The sequence below is a fragment of the Rahnella sp. AA genome, from assembly GCF_002834385.1.
In the GTDB taxonomy this organism is placed as follows: domain Bacteria; phylum Pseudomonadota; class Gammaproteobacteria; order Enterobacterales; family Enterobacteriaceae; genus Rahnella.
In genome coordinates this window covers 38,869-53,434 of record NZ_PITQ01000004.1, presented here as the reverse complement: position 1 = coordinate 53,434, position 14,566 = coordinate 38,869, and the positions used below count along the sequence as shown (strand labels likewise).

The 14,566-nt window shown below is 47.3% G+C and carries 15 protein-coding genes and 1 pseudogene; 13 read left to right on the top strand and 3 right to left on the bottom strand.

Going from position 1 to position 14,566, the window contains the following annotated elements; translation table 11 throughout:
• The first annotated feature begins 414 nt into the window (after positions 1-414).
• The 3 genes from CWS43_RS11140 to hemB all read left to right on the top strand — a co-directional run bounded on the left by CWS43_RS11140 (position 415) and on the right by hemB (position 4,977).
• A complete protein-coding gene (locus tag CWS43_RS11140) occupies positions 415-1,701 on the top strand; it encodes an HlyD family secretion protein (RefSeq protein WP_101077022.1) in 1,287 nt (428 codons plus the stop codon).
• A complete protein-coding gene (locus tag CWS43_RS11135; RefSeq protein WP_101077021.1) occupies positions 1,688-3,787 on the top strand; it encodes a peptidase domain-containing ABC transporter in 2,100 nt (699 codons plus the stop codon). Before CWS43_RS11140 ends, CWS43_RS11135 begins: the two co-directional genes overlap by 14 nt.
• Before the next feature lie 215 nt (positions 3,788-4,002).
• The gene (gene hemB, locus CWS43_RS11130; RefSeq protein WP_101077020.1) at positions 4,003-4,977 is read left to right on the top strand and encodes a porphobilinogen synthase; all 975 of its coding nucleotides are present in this window, start codon (positions 4,003-4,005) and stop codon (positions 4,975-4,977) included.
• Positions 4,978-5,067: 90 nt separating this feature from the next.
• Here hemB and CWS43_RS11125 read toward each other — a convergent pair whose 3' ends face one another.
• The gene (locus CWS43_RS11125) at positions 5,068-5,535 is read right to left on the bottom strand and encodes a nuclear transport factor 2 family protein (RefSeq protein WP_101077019.1); all 468 of its coding nucleotides are present in this window, start codon (positions 5,533-5,535) and stop codon (positions 5,068-5,070) included.
• Between the two features lie 104 nt (positions 5,536-5,639).
• Between CWS43_RS11125 and CWS43_RS11120 the strand changes: the two genes are divergently transcribed.
• From CWS43_RS11120 to CWS43_RS11110, 4 genes are all read left to right on the top strand, one after another.
• On the top strand, positions 5,640-6,233 hold the full coding sequence (locus tag CWS43_RS11120; protein ID WP_101077018.1) for a TetR/AcrR family transcriptional regulator: 594 nt from the start codon (positions 5,640-5,642) through the stop codon (positions 6,231-6,233).
• A 231-nt stretch (positions 6,234-6,464) separates the two neighbouring features.
• Positions 6,465-6,923 (top strand): hypothetical protein, encoded by a 459-nt coding sequence (locus tag CWS43_RS27220; RefSeq protein WP_157825387.1) that lies wholly within the window; start codon positions 6,465-6,467, stop codon positions 6,921-6,923.
• Between the two features lie 83 nt (positions 6,924-7,006).
• On the top strand, positions 7,007-7,474 hold the full coding sequence (locus CWS43_RS11115; RefSeq protein WP_101077017.1) for a hypothetical protein: 468 nt from the start codon (positions 7,007-7,009) through the stop codon (positions 7,472-7,474).
• 189 nt (positions 7,475-7,663) lie between these two features.
• A complete protein-coding gene (locus CWS43_RS11110; protein WP_101077394.1) occupies positions 7,664-8,065 on the top strand; it encodes a hypothetical protein in 402 nt (133 codons plus the stop codon).
• A 136-nt stretch (positions 8,066-8,201) separates the two neighbouring features.
• On the opposite strand, the gene CWS43_RS11105 is transcribed toward CWS43_RS11110, so the two are convergent.
• Positions 8,202-9,137, bottom strand: coding sequence for a GlxA family transcriptional regulator (locus CWS43_RS11105; RefSeq protein ID WP_101077016.1), 936 nt, complete (start codon positions 9,135-9,137; stop codon positions 8,202-8,204).
• Between the two features lie 81 nt (positions 9,138-9,218).
• Here CWS43_RS11105 and CWS43_RS11100 point away from each other — a divergent pair, with 81 nt between their 5' ends.
• Both CWS43_RS11100 and CWS43_RS11095 read left to right on the top strand, forming a co-directional pair.
• A complete protein-coding gene (locus CWS43_RS11100) occupies positions 9,219-10,169 on the top strand; it encodes an alpha/beta hydrolase fold domain-containing protein (RefSeq protein WP_101077015.1) in 951 nt (316 codons plus the stop codon).
• A 224-nt stretch (positions 10,170-10,393) separates the two neighbouring features.
• A complete protein-coding gene (locus CWS43_RS11095) occupies positions 10,394-10,603 on the top strand; it encodes a DUF6434 domain-containing protein (RefSeq protein WP_101077014.1) in 210 nt (69 codons plus the stop codon).
• Positions 10,604-10,792: 189 nt separating this feature from the next.
• Here the strand turns inward: CWS43_RS11095 and CWS43_RS11090 are convergent, their stop codons facing one another.
• Positions 10,793-11,560 (bottom strand): helix-turn-helix transcriptional regulator, encoded by a 768-nt coding sequence (locus CWS43_RS11090; RefSeq protein WP_101077013.1) that lies wholly within the window; start codon positions 11,558-11,560, stop codon positions 10,793-10,795.
• 108 nt (positions 11,561-11,668) lie between these two features.
• Between CWS43_RS11090 and CWS43_RS11085 the strand changes: the two genes are divergently transcribed.
• From CWS43_RS11085 to CWS43_RS11070, 4 genes and pseudogenes are all read left to right on the top strand, one after another.
• A complete protein-coding gene (locus tag CWS43_RS11085; protein ID WP_101077012.1) occupies positions 11,669-12,283 on the top strand; it encodes an NAD(P)H-binding protein in 615 nt (204 codons plus the stop codon).
• Positions 12,283-13,455 carry a YbfB/YjiJ family MFS transporter gene (locus CWS43_RS11080; RefSeq protein ID WP_232776897.1) on the top strand — a complete coding sequence of 391 codons (1,173 nt, stop codon included), beginning with the start codon at positions 12,283-12,285 and terminating at the stop codon, positions 13,453-13,455. Before CWS43_RS11085 ends, CWS43_RS11080 begins: the two co-directional genes overlap by 1 nt.
• Before the next feature lie 203 nt (positions 13,456-13,658).
• Positions 13,659-13,979 (top strand): multidrug efflux SMR transporter, encoded by a 321-nt coding sequence (locus CWS43_RS11075; RefSeq protein ID WP_101077010.1) that lies wholly within the window; start codon positions 13,659-13,661, stop codon positions 13,977-13,979.
• A gap of 40 nt (positions 13,980-14,019) precedes the next feature.
• Positions 14,020-14,490 (top strand): annotated as a pseudogene (locus CWS43_RS11070) (TetR/AcrR family transcriptional regulator); the annotation flags it as partial.
• Positions 14,491-14,566 lie beyond the last annotated feature (76 nt).

Genomic DNA, 14,566 nt, shown 5'->3' with positions numbered 1-14,566 from the left:
TTCCTTTTAATCTGTTAAAGCAAGTCCCCGGAAATTCGGGGGCGATGAAAACATTGAGTAATGCTATGGAGATAATTTCTACGCAATGTCTTCACGGGGATTAAGCCTAGAGCACCACGGCAGAAATTAGACTAGGAATAATCTCCTAAGTAAGATATTGAAAATAACTTACTGTTTTTAAAGGTCATTAATAATCGTGAAAAACTGAATGATTAATTTTCCGGACAAAAATTAATCTTATTCACTTTCGGTATTAATAATTCCGTATGACTGAAATGATGTCCGTCCGGTAATGCTGCATGGTGATAATTTAATCATGAAAATAAAGGATTACCCTGTTTCAGAGTAATCGCGGTGTCAGGCAGTTTTCTGGCTGCTATCTTTTTGGGATTCTGTTTTTCCGGATCTCAAAATATGCTCTTTCGCAAAGAGGTGAATGATCATCAGCAAAGCCACTGGGCGGGTAAGGCTTTATTGCTCGCCGGCTGGCCTTTATGGATTGTGACGTCACTGACGGCTATTTTTATATTGGCTTTACTGATGTTTCTCATCTTCGCAAATTACACCCGACGTATTAATGTCAGCGGTGAAATTATTACTCAGCCGCACAGCATCAATTTATTCAGCCCGGAACAGGGCGTGGTTACCGGCTTGTATGTTGATACCGGAAAACCGGTTAAAAAAGGCCAGCCGTTGTATGAAATCGACGTCAGCCGGGTGACGCAGGCGGGGAATGTCAGCACCACCACGCTGGCCGCCATTAAAAAACAACGTGAGCAAATTGATGCCATCATTGTGCAGCTTCAGCACAATAAGCAGGAAACGCTGGAAAACCTGCAACAGCAGCTGGACCAGTACCAGAAGGCGCATCAGGTGTCACAAAGCATGGTGGATTCCGCGCAGGAAGGGCTGGATGCCATGAAGAAAAGTATGCAGAACTACGGCGCGTATCAGAAAAAAGGGCTGATCAATACTGACCAGCTGAACAACCAGCGATACCTGTTTTATCAGCAACAAACCTCGTTCCAGAGCCTGAACACGCAGGCAATTCAGGAAGCCTTACAGATAACCAATCTGCGCAGCGAGCTGGTCACGCGCGCCGCCGAATTTGATAACCAGATTTCGCAATACGGTTATCAGCGCAACGATCTGGAACGCCAGCTGGCGCAGGCTGATGCGAAAGGTTCTTTACTGATCACCGCGCCGACGTCCGGCAAAATTTCCTCGCTAAGCGTCACGCCGGGTCAGATGGTTAATGCCGGTGACAGCCTGGCGCAGCTGGTGCCTGCTAAAAACTCCCCGTTTTTCCTGGTCGCGTGGCTGCCAAATGAAAGCGTGCCATACGTGAAAGCCGGTGAACATATCAACATCCGCTACGAAGCCTATCCGTTTGAAAAATATGGTCAGTTCCCCGGCAAGGTCGAATCGATCTCTTCTGCACCCGTTTCCGAACAGGAGCTGAATACCTACGCCAGTGCGCCGCGTACGGCCAACGGCACGGTCAGCGGGCCGTATTACAAAGTGATTGTTTCACTGGATAAAAAAGCCATGAACTGGCACGGCGAAACGCTGAATTTATCCAGCGGCATGAAAGCCGAATCAACCCTATTCCTGGAGAAAAGGCCGCTGTATCAGTGGATGTTGTCTCCGTATTACAGCATGAAGAAAAGCGTGGTGGGGCCAATCAATGAATCTCGATAATGTACGCGAGCTGGCTGACCGCCTGCATTTCAGCTGGCGCCACCGGGTGCCGCAAATCATTCAAACCGAAGCCGCCGAATGCGGGCTGGCCTGTCTGGCGATGGTATGCGGCTATCACGGCAAACACGTTGATTTGCAAAGCCTGCGTCAGCGCTATGGCATTTCGTCGCGCGGCGCAACGCTGCGCACACTGATGGATATTGCCACCGCCAATGAACTGAAATCCCGCGCGCTGAAGCTGGACATCGACGAGCTGAACGCGCTGAAAACACCGTGCATTTTGCACTGGGATCTCAACCATTTCGTGGTGCTGGTTGGCGTGAAACAGGGCAAAGTGATTATTCATGACCCGGCATTCGGGCGGCGTTCACTGGGCATGCGTGAGGTTTCGGAGCACTTCACCGGCGTCGCGCTGGAGCTGTGGCCGGACAGCGGTTTCACCAGCGAAAAACCGCGCGTCCGGCTGGATTTGCGCAAAATGATGGGCAACGTCAGCGGCCTGATACCCGCGCTGACGAAGATTTTCTGCCTGTCGCTGATGATCGAATCGGTCAATCTGCTGCTGCCGGTCGGGATGCAACTGGTGATGGACCACGTGATCCCGGCGAAAGACCCGGATCTGCTGACGCTGATTTGCCTCGGTTTACTGTTCTTCATTATTTTCCGCACCGGCGTCAGTATGTTGCGCGCCTGGACGTCGCTGGTCATGAGTACGCTGATTGACGTGCAATGGAAAGCGCGGCTGTTTGATCACCTGCTGAAACTGCCGCTCGACTACTTCGAAAAGCGCAAACTCGGCGATATTCAGTCGCGTTTTACCTCGCTCGACACCTTGCGCACCACGCTGACCACTAACGTCGTGAACAGCATTATCGACGGCATCATGTCGGTCGGGCTGATCGTCATGATGGTGCTTTACGGCGGCTGGCTGATTTGGGTGATCCTCGGCTTTACCGCTGTTTACGTGGTGTTTCGCCTCACAACGTACAACGCGTATCGTCAGGTTTCGGAGGAACAAATCGTGAAAGGCGCGCGCGCCGGTTCGCACTTTATGGAAACGTTGTACGGCATCAGCACGCTGAAAGCGCTTGGATTATCAAAAGCGCGGGCCAACTTCTGGCTCAACCTGAACGTGGATAACGCCAATGCGACGGTGCGTAAAACCAAGTTTGAAATGATGTTTACTGGCGGTAACACGCTGATCGCCACGCTCGATCAGGTCGCGTTGCTGTGGCTGGGCGCGATGCAGGTGGTTGACGGGCATATGACGCTCGGGATGTTCGTCGCGTTCAATACTTACCGCGGGCAATTTTCCGAACGTGCGGCGAATCTGCTGAACATGGTGCTACAGCTGCGGATGCTTTCGTTGCACCGCGACCGCATTGCGGATATTGCGCTGACGGATACCGAGAAATCACTGCCCGAGCGCGAGTTGCTGCGGGCAGGCGAAGCGGCGTCACTGGACGTGCGGGATCTGGTCTTTCAGTACGACAGCCTTTCCGCGCCGCTGATTAACGGCCTGAACCTGTCAGTGGCGGCGGGGGAAAGTGTGGCGATCACCGGGCCGTCGGGGCAGGGGAAAACCACGCTGATGAAAATCATGACCGGTTTACTCTCGCCGACCGAAGGCCGCATTCTGATCAACGGCATGGATATCACCACCGCCGGGCTGAATAACTACCGCAGCTGCATCGCCTGTGTGTTACAGGATGATACGCTTTTCGCCGGTTCTATCGCCGAGAACATCGCCAGCTTTGACGAGGCGAAAGACGAAGAGCGGATCATGGATTGCGCGCGCCGCTGCAACATCCATGACGACATCGAACGGATGCCGATGGGCTACGAAACGCTGATCAGCGAACTGGGCGGCAGCTTGTCGGGGGGCCAGAAGCAACGGCTGCTGATCGCGCGTGCGTTGTATCGCCGTCCGGCCATTTTGTTCCTCGATGAAGCCACCAGCCATCTGGATCTCGACAATGAAGCGCGCATCAATCAGGCGATAAGCGAGCTGGATATCACGCGGATATTCATCGCGCACCGGCCATCGACGATTGCCTCAGCCGATCGTGAGATAAAACTCGGTTAAATCTTCACTCCGGCGATCCTCTGAATGGGGATCGCCTTTCCAAAAATGCGGCCTCTGTTACATCTCCTCACGGAAAGTTCATCATTTGTTTAAAAGTTATTATAAAATGCGGGCTTCATCGTCTGACGGCGCTGCATTGCCTCCTGCCGTCTGAACTGTCTGCGCTCCTGTTTCCAAAAAATATCAGCGCAACAGATTAATTTTTAGGAGTTTTCATGTCGAATCAGTTCCCGAGCTCACGCCTTCGCCGCCTGAGACAGTCCGAATCCCTGCGCACTCTTTTTCAGGAAACTGAATTTAGCGTCAACGATCTGGTACTGCCGATTTTCGTAGAAGAAGAGACCTCTGAATACGTACCCATCGAAGCCATGCCCGGCGTACTGCGCATTCCCGAATCGCGTCTGGCGTTTGAAATTGAACGCTACGCCCGCGCGGGAATCCGTTCGGTGATGACTTTCGGTATTTCACATCACATGGATGCGACCGGCAGCGACACGTGGAATGAAAACGGTCTGGTCGCCCGTATGGCACGTATCTGTAAAGACACCGTGCCTGAAATGATTGTGATGTCCGACACCTGTTTCTGCGAATACACCTCGCACGGCCACTGTGGCGTGTTGCACGACCACGGCGTGGATAACGACGCAACGCTCATCAATCTGGGCAAACAGGCTGTCGTTGCCGCCGCTGCCGGTGCCGATTTTATCGCGCCTTCCGCCGCACAGGACGGTCAGGTTCAGGCCATCCGCAGCGCGCTGGACGCAGCCGGTTTCATTGATACGTCAATCATGGCGTACTCCACCAAATTCGCGTCCTCAATGTACGGGCCTTTCCGCGAGGCGGGCGGCAGCGTGCTGAAAGGCAATCGCAAACAATATCAGATGAACCCGATGAACCGCCGCGAAGCGGTGCGCGAGTCACTGCTGGATGAACAGGAAGGCGCCGATGCGCTGATGGTGAAACCGGCGGGCGCGTATCTGGACATTATCCGCGATATCCGCGAAGCCTCCCGTTTGCCGCTGGCGGCGTATCAGGTCAGCGGTGAATACGCGATGATCAAATTCGCCGCGCAGGCCGGTGCCATCGACGAACGCGCCGTCGTGCGCGAAAGCCTCGGCGCGATCAAACGTGCAGGGGCAGATATTATCCTGACGTACTTCGCGATGGATATTGCTGAAAACGGAATTTAATTTCCGGCGGAATCGAGCATGACAAACCGGGCGAAAGCCCGGTTTTTTTATGTGGGTTTGCCGGTAGTCAATTTGGCTGTTCTTGCAGTCTTACAACCCAAGTTCGCTAAGCGTCGGATGATTATCAGGCCGTCTTCCCTGAGGCCAGTGGAACAGCCGTTCAGACTCGCTGATAGGCATATCATTCACACAAGCAAAACGGCGTTGCATCAGCCCGTCTGGCCCGAACTCCCAGTTTTCATTGCCGTATGAACGGAACCAGTTGCCAGAATCGTCATGCCATTCATAGGCGTAGCGTACGGCAATCCGGTTTTCAGTAAATGCCCAGAGTTCTTTTATCAGGCGATAATCGAGCTCCTTCTTCCATTTACGTTCCAGAAATGCCTGAGCTTCTTCACGGTTGGTTGCGAATTCTGCGCGGTTTCGCCATTGGGTATCCACTGAATATGCCAGCGCCACTTTAGCGGGATCGCGGCTGTTCCAGCCATCTTCTGCCAGCCTGACTTTTTCTATTGCGCTTTCACGCGTGAAAGGAGGTAACGGGGGGCGTGTGCTCATGCAGGATTCCTCAAAGTTTTCCTATGTAGACAAGTCTGTCTACATAGGGTAATTTACGTCGAGGAAATAACACTGTCAATACGCTAATGAAGGCCACTTGCACTATGTTTTCGTTAAAAATGAGTGATGATAAAAAAATTACCGCCCGTGAAAAAATACTGATGACAGCGCACGATTTATTTTACGCTTCAGGTTTCAGGGCCACCGGTATTGATAAAATTATTAAACAAGCGAAGGTCACAAAGGTCACATTCTATCGCCATTATCCCAGTAAAAACGCATTGATACTTGCGTATTTAAATTACAGGCATGAAGCCTGGATGAACTGGTTTTACATTACGCTGAAAAATAAAATTGAAGAAAGAACCTCCCCGTCTTACGCATTATCCGAAACATTGAGTGAATGGTTCAGTCACGCCTCTTTTCGGGGGTGCGCGTTTATTAATGCAACCAGTGAAGCCGAATCCGAAGATATTAAAGAGGAAATTAAATCTGTTTGCCGGAATCACAAGCTTGAGACCCGAAAGGCAATAACATCACTCATTGAGATCGCAGATTATAAATTAACTGACGATATCATGATGCTTATTGACGGTGCGATTATTCATGCGCAAATGGGCATGGAGGTGGGCGGGGTTATTGAACGGTTAAACAATGGGCTAGAGAAATTACTGCCTTCTGCCAGGGAAGTGGGTTGATTGTTGTTATCTTAAATTGGGATTAACATCGCAAAAATGTTGTTCTCATGCAGATTCTTCCATGTCAAAATGTGATTTATATAGCATTATGGAAAATATTTTAACCGCACGACCTGTATGGTCAATGGGTTATCACAAAAATGATATAAACCTAATATGCAGTCCATCTTTTTTAAATGTAATGACTATATTATTTTTATCCTTTGAATTCTCAATATAGGGTGCATAAAAATGAAGGGTTTGTTTATATTATTAGCGGTTACACTAGCAATGAGTGGTTGCAGTTCGAAAATAAATACTCAAGATACCCAGGCAACCAGCGATGTGCAATCTATTGACAGGCAGGTCAGTTCAACGTTTAATAAAACAGTAGTATGGAATAAAGGGCAAAAATTTTGGAACGTAATTGGCTCAACCAATGACCCCAAGATTGATAATCAGTCCTGGATAGCGGTGTATAGAGCTAAATGTGGTATTGATCCTGGAAAAAATAGTGCTACCGGAGCAACATGCTCTCAAAATGCTCTTGGAGGGCATGTCGTTAAGAACGGACAATCCCAATCTCCGGCAAAGAACTCTTCTGTTTATATCATTCCAATTTGTACCAGTGAAAACAACAGTCCTAGCACTGAAATGACAGTTGCGCCTAATTCTATTTGTGTCGTAGAACTGAACTATTGGATGCAATAAAGATTGTCGTTATTTAAAAGGATTAATGTGTAATAAGTGATAATGCCCGCATCCGGCGCGGAAGCGGCTAAATAGGAGGTGTTATGAAAAACTCTGCTCCTGAACAAAAAGCAGCAGCCATTGAGGCTGTGCTGAAACAATTTCCCCTCTGGTCTGAAGAGTCAAAACAGCGACTCAGGAACATCGGCGATGCAAGTTGGGCTGGCGATAGCGATGCCACGCTGACCTTTACCTATCCTGCCACTCAGGTGGATATTCAGTTACAGATCACCGCTCCCGGTAATAACGTGTTCAAAGGCCAGGCAGTGAATTCGCTTAGCCCACCTCTGAACGATCCTGGTGGTGCAGGTACGCTTTTTTATGATGATATTAATGAATTATTTGCCGAGGGCACTGAGTTCCACGTCTATCCTAACGCCGACGATGGTCCTTCATCGCAGTATTTAGTCATTTTATTCTGCGATCCCAATTATCTTTATGGTTTGTTCACTTATACAAACATCGAGTCGCTGCAAGGTGGTGCGGTGGAAGGGACCGGTATCTGGAGTTGATGCAGTTTAGCGCACGGCATCCGTGCGCTACTGAGAACAATAAGCTCCTTCCATGCGTTAAAAATTGGATTTATCCAGTAAATCAACAATCCATTTATTAATGGTATATAGACCGGATTTTGTGGATGGTGCTAGTGTGTGCAATCGGACAAGAAATTTTTAAATTTCACTAAAACTGAGATGCAGTTCATGCGCAAGAGTATTCTTTTTATTCCCTTAATAATAATGCTGGCAGGATGTGCAAAAACATCACATGCCCCCGATCCTTTACAAGTTCAGCTTGCTAACTATGGAACACTCCCTGACGACTACAAACGCAGTATTCAAAATCATATGCAGTATCGTTTAAAGGATCCTTACAGTGCCCATTATAAATTTCTCCAGCCTTTCAAAGGCTATTCGTGGGTCATGAATGTTTCCGAGGATAAGGAAATGTTAATGTATGGTTGGGTTATTCCTGTGCTGGTTAATGCTAAAAATGGATATGGTGCCTATGCAGGGCAAGTGAAATTTATGATTATTTACTCAAATGGTCAGTATCATGACCTTTCTGCAATCAAGGGAACAAAGAGCATTACCCGCGTATCATAAATATTTTGGAAATAGAAATTTTTAAAGGAGTATTTTACCCATAGATTAAAAATTTATAACTCCTGTATACGAGGATACGCAACGACTGATGGTGGAAAAGTTAACTAAACTACGTTGATATGTATTTAATACGATATCAAAGTCGTGTTCTCAGATTTCGGGGAGATATATTAAAATGTCGAACAAAAGCTTTGCTCATATGCGAGAGGTTTTGAAAACCACTTTCTTTTGCTATAGATGATAATGGAAGATTAGTATTTTCTATTTTGCTGCGTGCAAACTCTATACGTATATTTTCAACGACACGGGCCGGTGAAAGACCGGTATAATTGATAAATTCGCGGGATAATTGCCGGGAACTCAGGAACGCCCGATCAGCCAAAGCAGATACGCTTAAATCTTCCTGCAAATTTAGGCTAATAAACTCAAGTAGTTTCTGAATACGCGGTGGTGGTGGAGTGATAGCTTGTATATTCACATACTGCAGCTGACCGCGTGTACGCCGGTGTGGGATAAGCAGAATGCGGGATATAAGGTGAGTAAGCGTTTTTCCATGTTCAGCTTCTACCAAAGCTAACGCAATATCCATGCCTGCCGTCGCGCCTGCAGATGACCAAACGTCTCCATCCTCGACCACAATTTCATCCGGCAGAAGCACTATATCCGTGTGTAATCGCTTAAGCTCTGCTGCGCGTGCCCAGTGTGTCGTCGCTTTTTTTTCTGATAGCTTTCCGGCTGCTGCCAGAAGAAATGCCCCCGTACATACCGATACGTAACGCGATGCAATGCGCCGCTTAAACAGCGCCAGTATGTCTGGGTCGCGACTGGCACTATCAACACCACGCCCCCCCGGAATGATCAATACGTCAAATACTTTATCTGCCACAGAAGCAGCATGCATTGTTGCGCCGATCGAACTTTTTACAGCCCCTTCTTTTACACTAATAATCTCAAGTACATATTGGTTTTCCCGCTCAAGATAATTATTTGCGGTCTCGAAAACGCTAAGCGGGCCACTCAGATCAAGAAGGTTGAAGTCAGCAAAAATCAAAAAACCAATGTGACGCGACATGTCTTAAAAGCACCTTTTTATGTCATTTGAGACAGACTTACAGTACATCATAATCCGAGTTGATACACCAACTAAGGAATCATGATGAACTATGTACTCGATCCTCAACTTGCTGAACAACTGGCGATTCTTCAGCCCGGATTAGCTGTTTTACCGATGGTCATTCCCGGAGATGCAATCAGCCTGAGAAAACGGCTGGCCGGATTTTATGACATTATAAATCAAGGTCTTGAAATACCAGGCGGGCTGACGTTCGCTGATCTAGAAATCCCGTATGAAGGCTCGCGATTAAGCGCTCGCCGTTACTCTACAGGCCGCTCGTTGTCTAAAGGGATAGTTTTGTATGTCCATGGTGGCGCTGGCGTGGGAGGAACTGTCGGGCTATACGAAAAAATCGTCAGTAACTATGCGTCACAAAGTGGCATTGATTTCATTTCTCTCGAATATGGTCTGGCACCGGAAACAAACGGTCTGATACAAATGAAACAGGCCATTGCTGCCCTGATCTGGTTACAGGAAAATAGTCCCGCTCTGGATATCGACCCGAACAAAATCGTGCTCATGGGAGACAGTGGTGGTGGGGGGATCGTTGCTTCTGCTGCAATCTATGCACGCGATAACCAGATTTCACTGGCCGGGTTAGTTTTAATTTATCCCATGATTGATCACAAGACGGCGACTTCCAGTCGGGAATTAACCCCATTTTTATCGGTATCCGTTGATGACGTAACGACCGGTTGGGCTGCACGCCTGGGTAATGAAGTCGAAATTGATTTACTTCCTTATATCAGTCCTTCTGCGGTAGCCGATATGGCAGGGCTTCCACCGACGTATATAGATGTTGGCCAGCTAGATTTGTTCTGTAATGAAAATATTGAATGGGTCAGGCGTTCAGTTTTAGCAGGTGTTCAGACTGAATTTCATTTGTATCATGGTGTTAATCACGGTTTTGATCTGCTCGCTCCGGCATCAGATATTACCCAAACGGCCAGAACTTTACGGTTTAATGCGATCAGAAGAATGTTAGCGTAGTTTTCATTTCATGGTATGGAACAGTAAAAATAGTGAGGTTTTTTACTGTTCCACTTTCGTCTTATAAGTTTCGGCACTCCAGTGCTCTTGCCCTGTAGCCGCAAGTGCAGTGTTCACTTATTGTTGCTTTTGGTTGCCGGGGGCTTTGAGCCAGAAGCGGACAGATCAATAGTCAGTGTGTTAGTTTTGAGGCTGCTACCGTTTGTTTATATAGGAGTAAACAAGTGAAGATCGACTGGCACAGTTCTTCTTTAACGCGCACCACTGTCGTGGATAAAAATTACAAAAATACACAAAATGTTCGTCGTTTCATGATTGATGAATGTGGACCGGACTTTCGATTTGATCGTGCGTTTATGGCCTGGATAAGAAACGATACCCCAAAAAATTTAGGGGATGTGGTGGATGAGTGGAATCGCAGACATTCACTGTAAATTAACCTGCTGCTTGCCCACAGCTGGCATTGCGGAGCGTACGTGTCCGTTCCGTGCCAACAGCGGACGTTGTTAAAGTTAGGCGGCGTTCTTCACAACGAACTAGTTAGTAGTGGTACAACTGAAACTGAATCTCATCATTGTAATGATGCTCGTTGAGCAACACGTTTTTTTGACACTCTTTCACCTCTAGATTTTTAAATAAAAAATCAGATAAACACCAGGCAACTGTTCAAGCTCTAATGAAGTATAGGTATATGAATTAACTACACCATTATTCTCAACAAGTTCCTTCTGTCCAGAGCCTATGACATTTACATTGTGATCATCCCACATGTCACGAAACTCGTGGCTCTTGCAAAGAAGTTCATTAATGATAATTTCAAACTCTGATGTCTTTCCCGCTTTTGCGTAATATGTTCTAAATGCAGAAACGGTATGCCTGGCCGCTTTTTCCCAGTCGTATATCTTCTTGCGATAATCTGGATTTAAAAATAATAGTTTAATCGAGTTTCGTTCTGATACAGATATTTCCGACCAGTCAAAAATTGATTTTTTTGCGGATTCATTCCAGTAAAGAATATCAAGGCTGTCATTCCGGATGAATGCGGGATGTGGATTAAGCCCATCAACCATCGCAGTAATTTCACGAGGTAGAGTGACATCCTTTTGGCGCGATTCATTACCCCCCAGGACCATTCCCTCCAGGTAAGACAGTTCAGTGTCGGTCAGCAGTAAAACCTTCCCGATTCTCTTTAACGCGACTGGAGATATACGGATGTTTCTTCCCTGCTCCAGCCAGGTGTACCAACTCACACTCACGGCGGCGAGCTGGGCAACTTCTTCTCTTCTTAGTCCTTTGACCCGCCGATTATTTGGGCTGAAACCAAACTCTTCTGGGTTTAGTTTGGCTCGATGGCGAGTAAGAAAGTTTTGAATATCGGTATTTTTTAACATTTCACAGTCCATGTATGACACACAGTCATAGGATAATCTGTTCTATTTTTCATCATAGCATTTGCCCTTATTATAGTGCTGATATTCAGAATTAAACGAAGGAAAAATATGAAATCTGTATTTATCTATGGCATTAGCGGTGACATTGGTTCCCGGGTGGCAAAGCTTTTGTCTAACGCAGGCTGTGATGTTTCGGGATTGGTAAGAAATGCTAAAAAATCGCAAATAATGGCTGAAAAGGGTATCAGAACTTTTACCGGAAGCATTGATGAGACATCCCCCGAAAAGCACGCAGAATGGCTAAAAGGTATTGATACCGTTCTGTTTACTGCGGGAGCGCGTTCAGAGGATGAAGAAAAAGTTCGAGCAATAGACTATCAGGGGGTTGCCGACACTGCGGCAGCATCAGTATTAGCCGGTGTGCATTCATACGTACTCATCTCAGCATTTCCGGAAGCCGGTCGCCAGCGTGAAACCTCGGCAGGTTTTGAAACCTATATGTCTTATAAAAAACAGGCTGATGCATGGCTCATAAATAGCTCTGCGCCATGGACAATTATTCGACCTGGCCGGTTAGTTGACACTGAGCCGACTGGTCAGGTGCAGGCTGCACTTGCACTGCCGTATGAAGAAATATCAAGAGAGGATCTCGCTAATTTCATCTCGGATGTCATACGAACGGATATCTATCGAAAACAAATTATTGAGGTAACAGGCAAGTAATGATGAACAACATCAAGCAGAGCAGCGTAACAATTATGCTCACGGGGATTGTCACCTTGATTGCGGTGATGGGCATTGGCCGTTTTTCTTTAACTCCGCAAATTCCCGTTATGATCAGTGACGGATTTTTAACGCTGTCCACTGCGGGGATCCTGGCCTCAATGAATTACATTGGCTATCTTCTTGGTGCGCTGCATGTAAGCCGAATGAAATCCGGTCATGTCGGGTATCTGAAAGCCGGGCTGGCATGCACAGTGTTGGTTACGATTCTTTCTGGTTTCACATCAGAATTCGAATTGCAGTGCTTTTTCCGTTTTGTAGCGGGCGTTGGTGGTGCATGGGCTCTTATTATTGTCACAACCTGGACTCAGCTTTCCCTTGCAACACGACAGGCACCAAGACTCTCAGCAGCTGTGTTTACCGGCCCGGGATTAGGTATTACTCTCAGCGGCCTACTTGCCTGGTGTATGTCTCAGTATCACCTCAATTCATCTCAATCCTGGATTATCTATGGGGCAGTTTCGTTGATTGCAATGGTGGCAATATGGAGACAGTTACCCGCAAAACTGGAATCTGTGCCTGCAACCGCCACAAAAAATAAAGTAAGTTCATCCATAAAAAAACTCATTATAATTTATACACTTGCAGGATTCGGATATATTCTGCCTGCAACCTTCCTTTCCCAGATGGCACACAGTGCATTTCCGGGCAGTCAACTCTCAGCATTTTTCTGGCCACTGTTCGGGATTTCAGCTGTTACAGGAGTTGTACTCGTTATCCTGTCTCAGGGGAAATTTGATACGCGAATCAGCTTATCTCTGGCGATGATTTTTCAGGGAGCCGGAGTTTCTGCATCAGTCATCATCCCTGGAGCACCGGGTCTGTTAATTTCAACGATTCTTACAGGATTGGGGTTCCTCTCAATTATGCAACTGACGATGCGTTTTGCCAGAGAGCTCACTAACGGTTCTCTGGCCGGTACTGTAGGACTGCTGACTTCTGGCTATGCGACCGGACAGCTGACTGGACCGTTGATTTCGTCCCTGAGCTTGTCTCTGTTTGGTTCACTTGAAGAGGCCATTTTACTTGCATCCTGCTGCCTCATTGCTGGCGGTCTGATAGTGATAGGCATCAAAAGCCGTTCCCTGCAAAATGAGGCAAAAATCGCCTGACATATGATGCCACCCCCGGGGGGTGGTTCTTACCCTGATATCCGTCCGAGTCCTCTCCAGTCTGCTTAAAAGTGCGGTTGTATCTCTGGCTAACGCATGTAGCTGAATCATTCCCCAGCCTTAAAATCTCTGACCTAGAGGATATTTGACAAAGATAACAATACGATCGTATTCTTATTTTTCACAGAAAGAGAGGATCGGTAATGGCTTGGTTATTTTTGCTTGGGGCTGGGGTTCTTGAAATTATGTTCACCACCACGCTGCGTTTTGTCGATGGATTCAAAAATATCCCGTGGACGATTGTGTTTGTCTTATGTACTGCTTCCTGCATGTTCTGCTTGAACATGGCAACTCGTCAGATCCCCCTGGGAACGGCTTATGCTGTATGGGTAGGTATTGGTGCAATTGGCACTTTGATCATTGGCATGGTCTGGTTCCACGAGCCAGTTTCTATCGTCCGAAACTTGCTTATCTTCCTGCTGGTTGGTTCAATCATCGGCCTGAAGCTGACTTCCGGAAATTAAAAGCACCGGAAGAGCTCATATCTGATAAAGGGGCTTAACCATGGGAAGAAGAAAAACCATCAATCGGGAAGCGGTACTGGATGCGGCCGAAAATGTCATAGCCAACCATGGGTCTTCCGGCCTGACGATTGATGCCGTCGCGAAGGCTGCGGGGATCACTAAAGGTGGTGTCCAGTCCTGTTTTGGCAATAAAGAAATGCTGGTAGAAGCCATGCTAAAACGATGCCTGGCACTTTATGATGTCCAGAGAGGCTTCCAAGAAGAAACACCAATATCAGTTTATAAGGAATTGTTGTCACATATAAATATAACTGCGGATACCTGTGACAATAATAACTCGCGAGCCGCATCCTTAATGGCTGCGTTGCTGCAATCTCCGGAATATCTGACATCAGTGCAATACTGGTATGCAGAAAGGTTTAAACATCTCTCTAATGCAGAGGGTGAAGAAGGAACACGCGCGCGGTTAGCATTTCTGGCAACAGAAGGTCTTTTCTTTCTTCGTCATTTCAGGTTGATGCAAATCGATGCGCAGGACTGGGAACGCTATTTCCAGGATATAAGGGAAATTCTTCCGGAAAAATTGT

What these genes read in the sequence shown, in the direction of transcription:
- CWS43_RS11140 (WP_101077022.1), top strand. Translation starts at nt 415, where the DNA reads ATGCTCTTTCGCAAAGAGGTGAATGATCATCAGCAAAGCCACTGGGCG.
- CWS43_RS11105 (WP_101077016.1), bottom strand. Translation starts at nt 9,137, where the DNA reads ATGTCGCGTCACATTGGTTTTTTGATTTTTGCTGACTTCAACCTTCTT.
- CWS43_RS11110 (WP_101077394.1), top strand. Translation starts at nt 7,664, where the DNA reads ATGCGCAAGAGTATTCTTTTTATTCCCTTAATAATAATGCTGGCAGGA.
- CWS43_RS11100 (WP_101077015.1), top strand. Translation starts at nt 9,219, where the DNA reads ATGATGAACTATGTACTCGATCCTCAACTTGCTGAACAACTGGCGATT.
- CWS43_RS11125 (WP_101077019.1), bottom strand. Translation starts at nt 5,535, where the DNA reads ATGAGCACACGCCCCCCGTTACCTCCTTTCACGCGTGAAAGCGCAATA.
- CWS43_RS11085 (WP_101077012.1), top strand. Translation starts at nt 11,669, where the DNA reads ATGAAATCTGTATTTATCTATGGCATTAGCGGTGACATTGGTTCCCGG.
- CWS43_RS11090 (WP_101077013.1), bottom strand. Translation starts at nt 11,560, where the DNA reads ATGTTAAAAAATACCGATATTCAAAACTTTCTTACTCGCCATCGAGCC.
- CWS43_RS11075 (WP_101077010.1), top strand. Translation starts at nt 13,659, where the DNA reads ATGGCTTGGTTATTTTTGCTTGGGGCTGGGGTTCTTGAAATTATGTTC.
- CWS43_RS11120 (WP_101077018.1), top strand. Translation starts at nt 5,640, where the DNA reads ATGTTTTCGTTAAAAATGAGTGATGATAAAAAAATTACCGCCCGTGAA.
- hemB (WP_101077020.1), top strand. Translation starts at nt 4,003, where the DNA reads ATGTCGAATCAGTTCCCGAGCTCACGCCTTCGCCGCCTGAGACAGTCC.
- CWS43_RS11135 (WP_101077021.1), top strand. Translation starts at nt 1,688, where the DNA reads ATGAATCTCGATAATGTACGCGAGCTGGCTGACCGCCTGCATTTCAGC.
- CWS43_RS11115 (WP_101077017.1), top strand. Translation starts at nt 7,007, where the DNA reads ATGAAAAACTCTGCTCCTGAACAAAAAGCAGCAGCCATTGAGGCTGTG.
- CWS43_RS27220 (WP_157825387.1), top strand. Translation starts at nt 6,465, where the DNA reads ATGAAGGGTTTGTTTATATTATTAGCGGTTACACTAGCAATGAGTGGT.
- CWS43_RS11080 (WP_232776897.1), top strand. Translation starts at nt 12,283, where the DNA reads ATGATGAACAACATCAAGCAGAGCAGCGTAACAATTATGCTCACGGGG.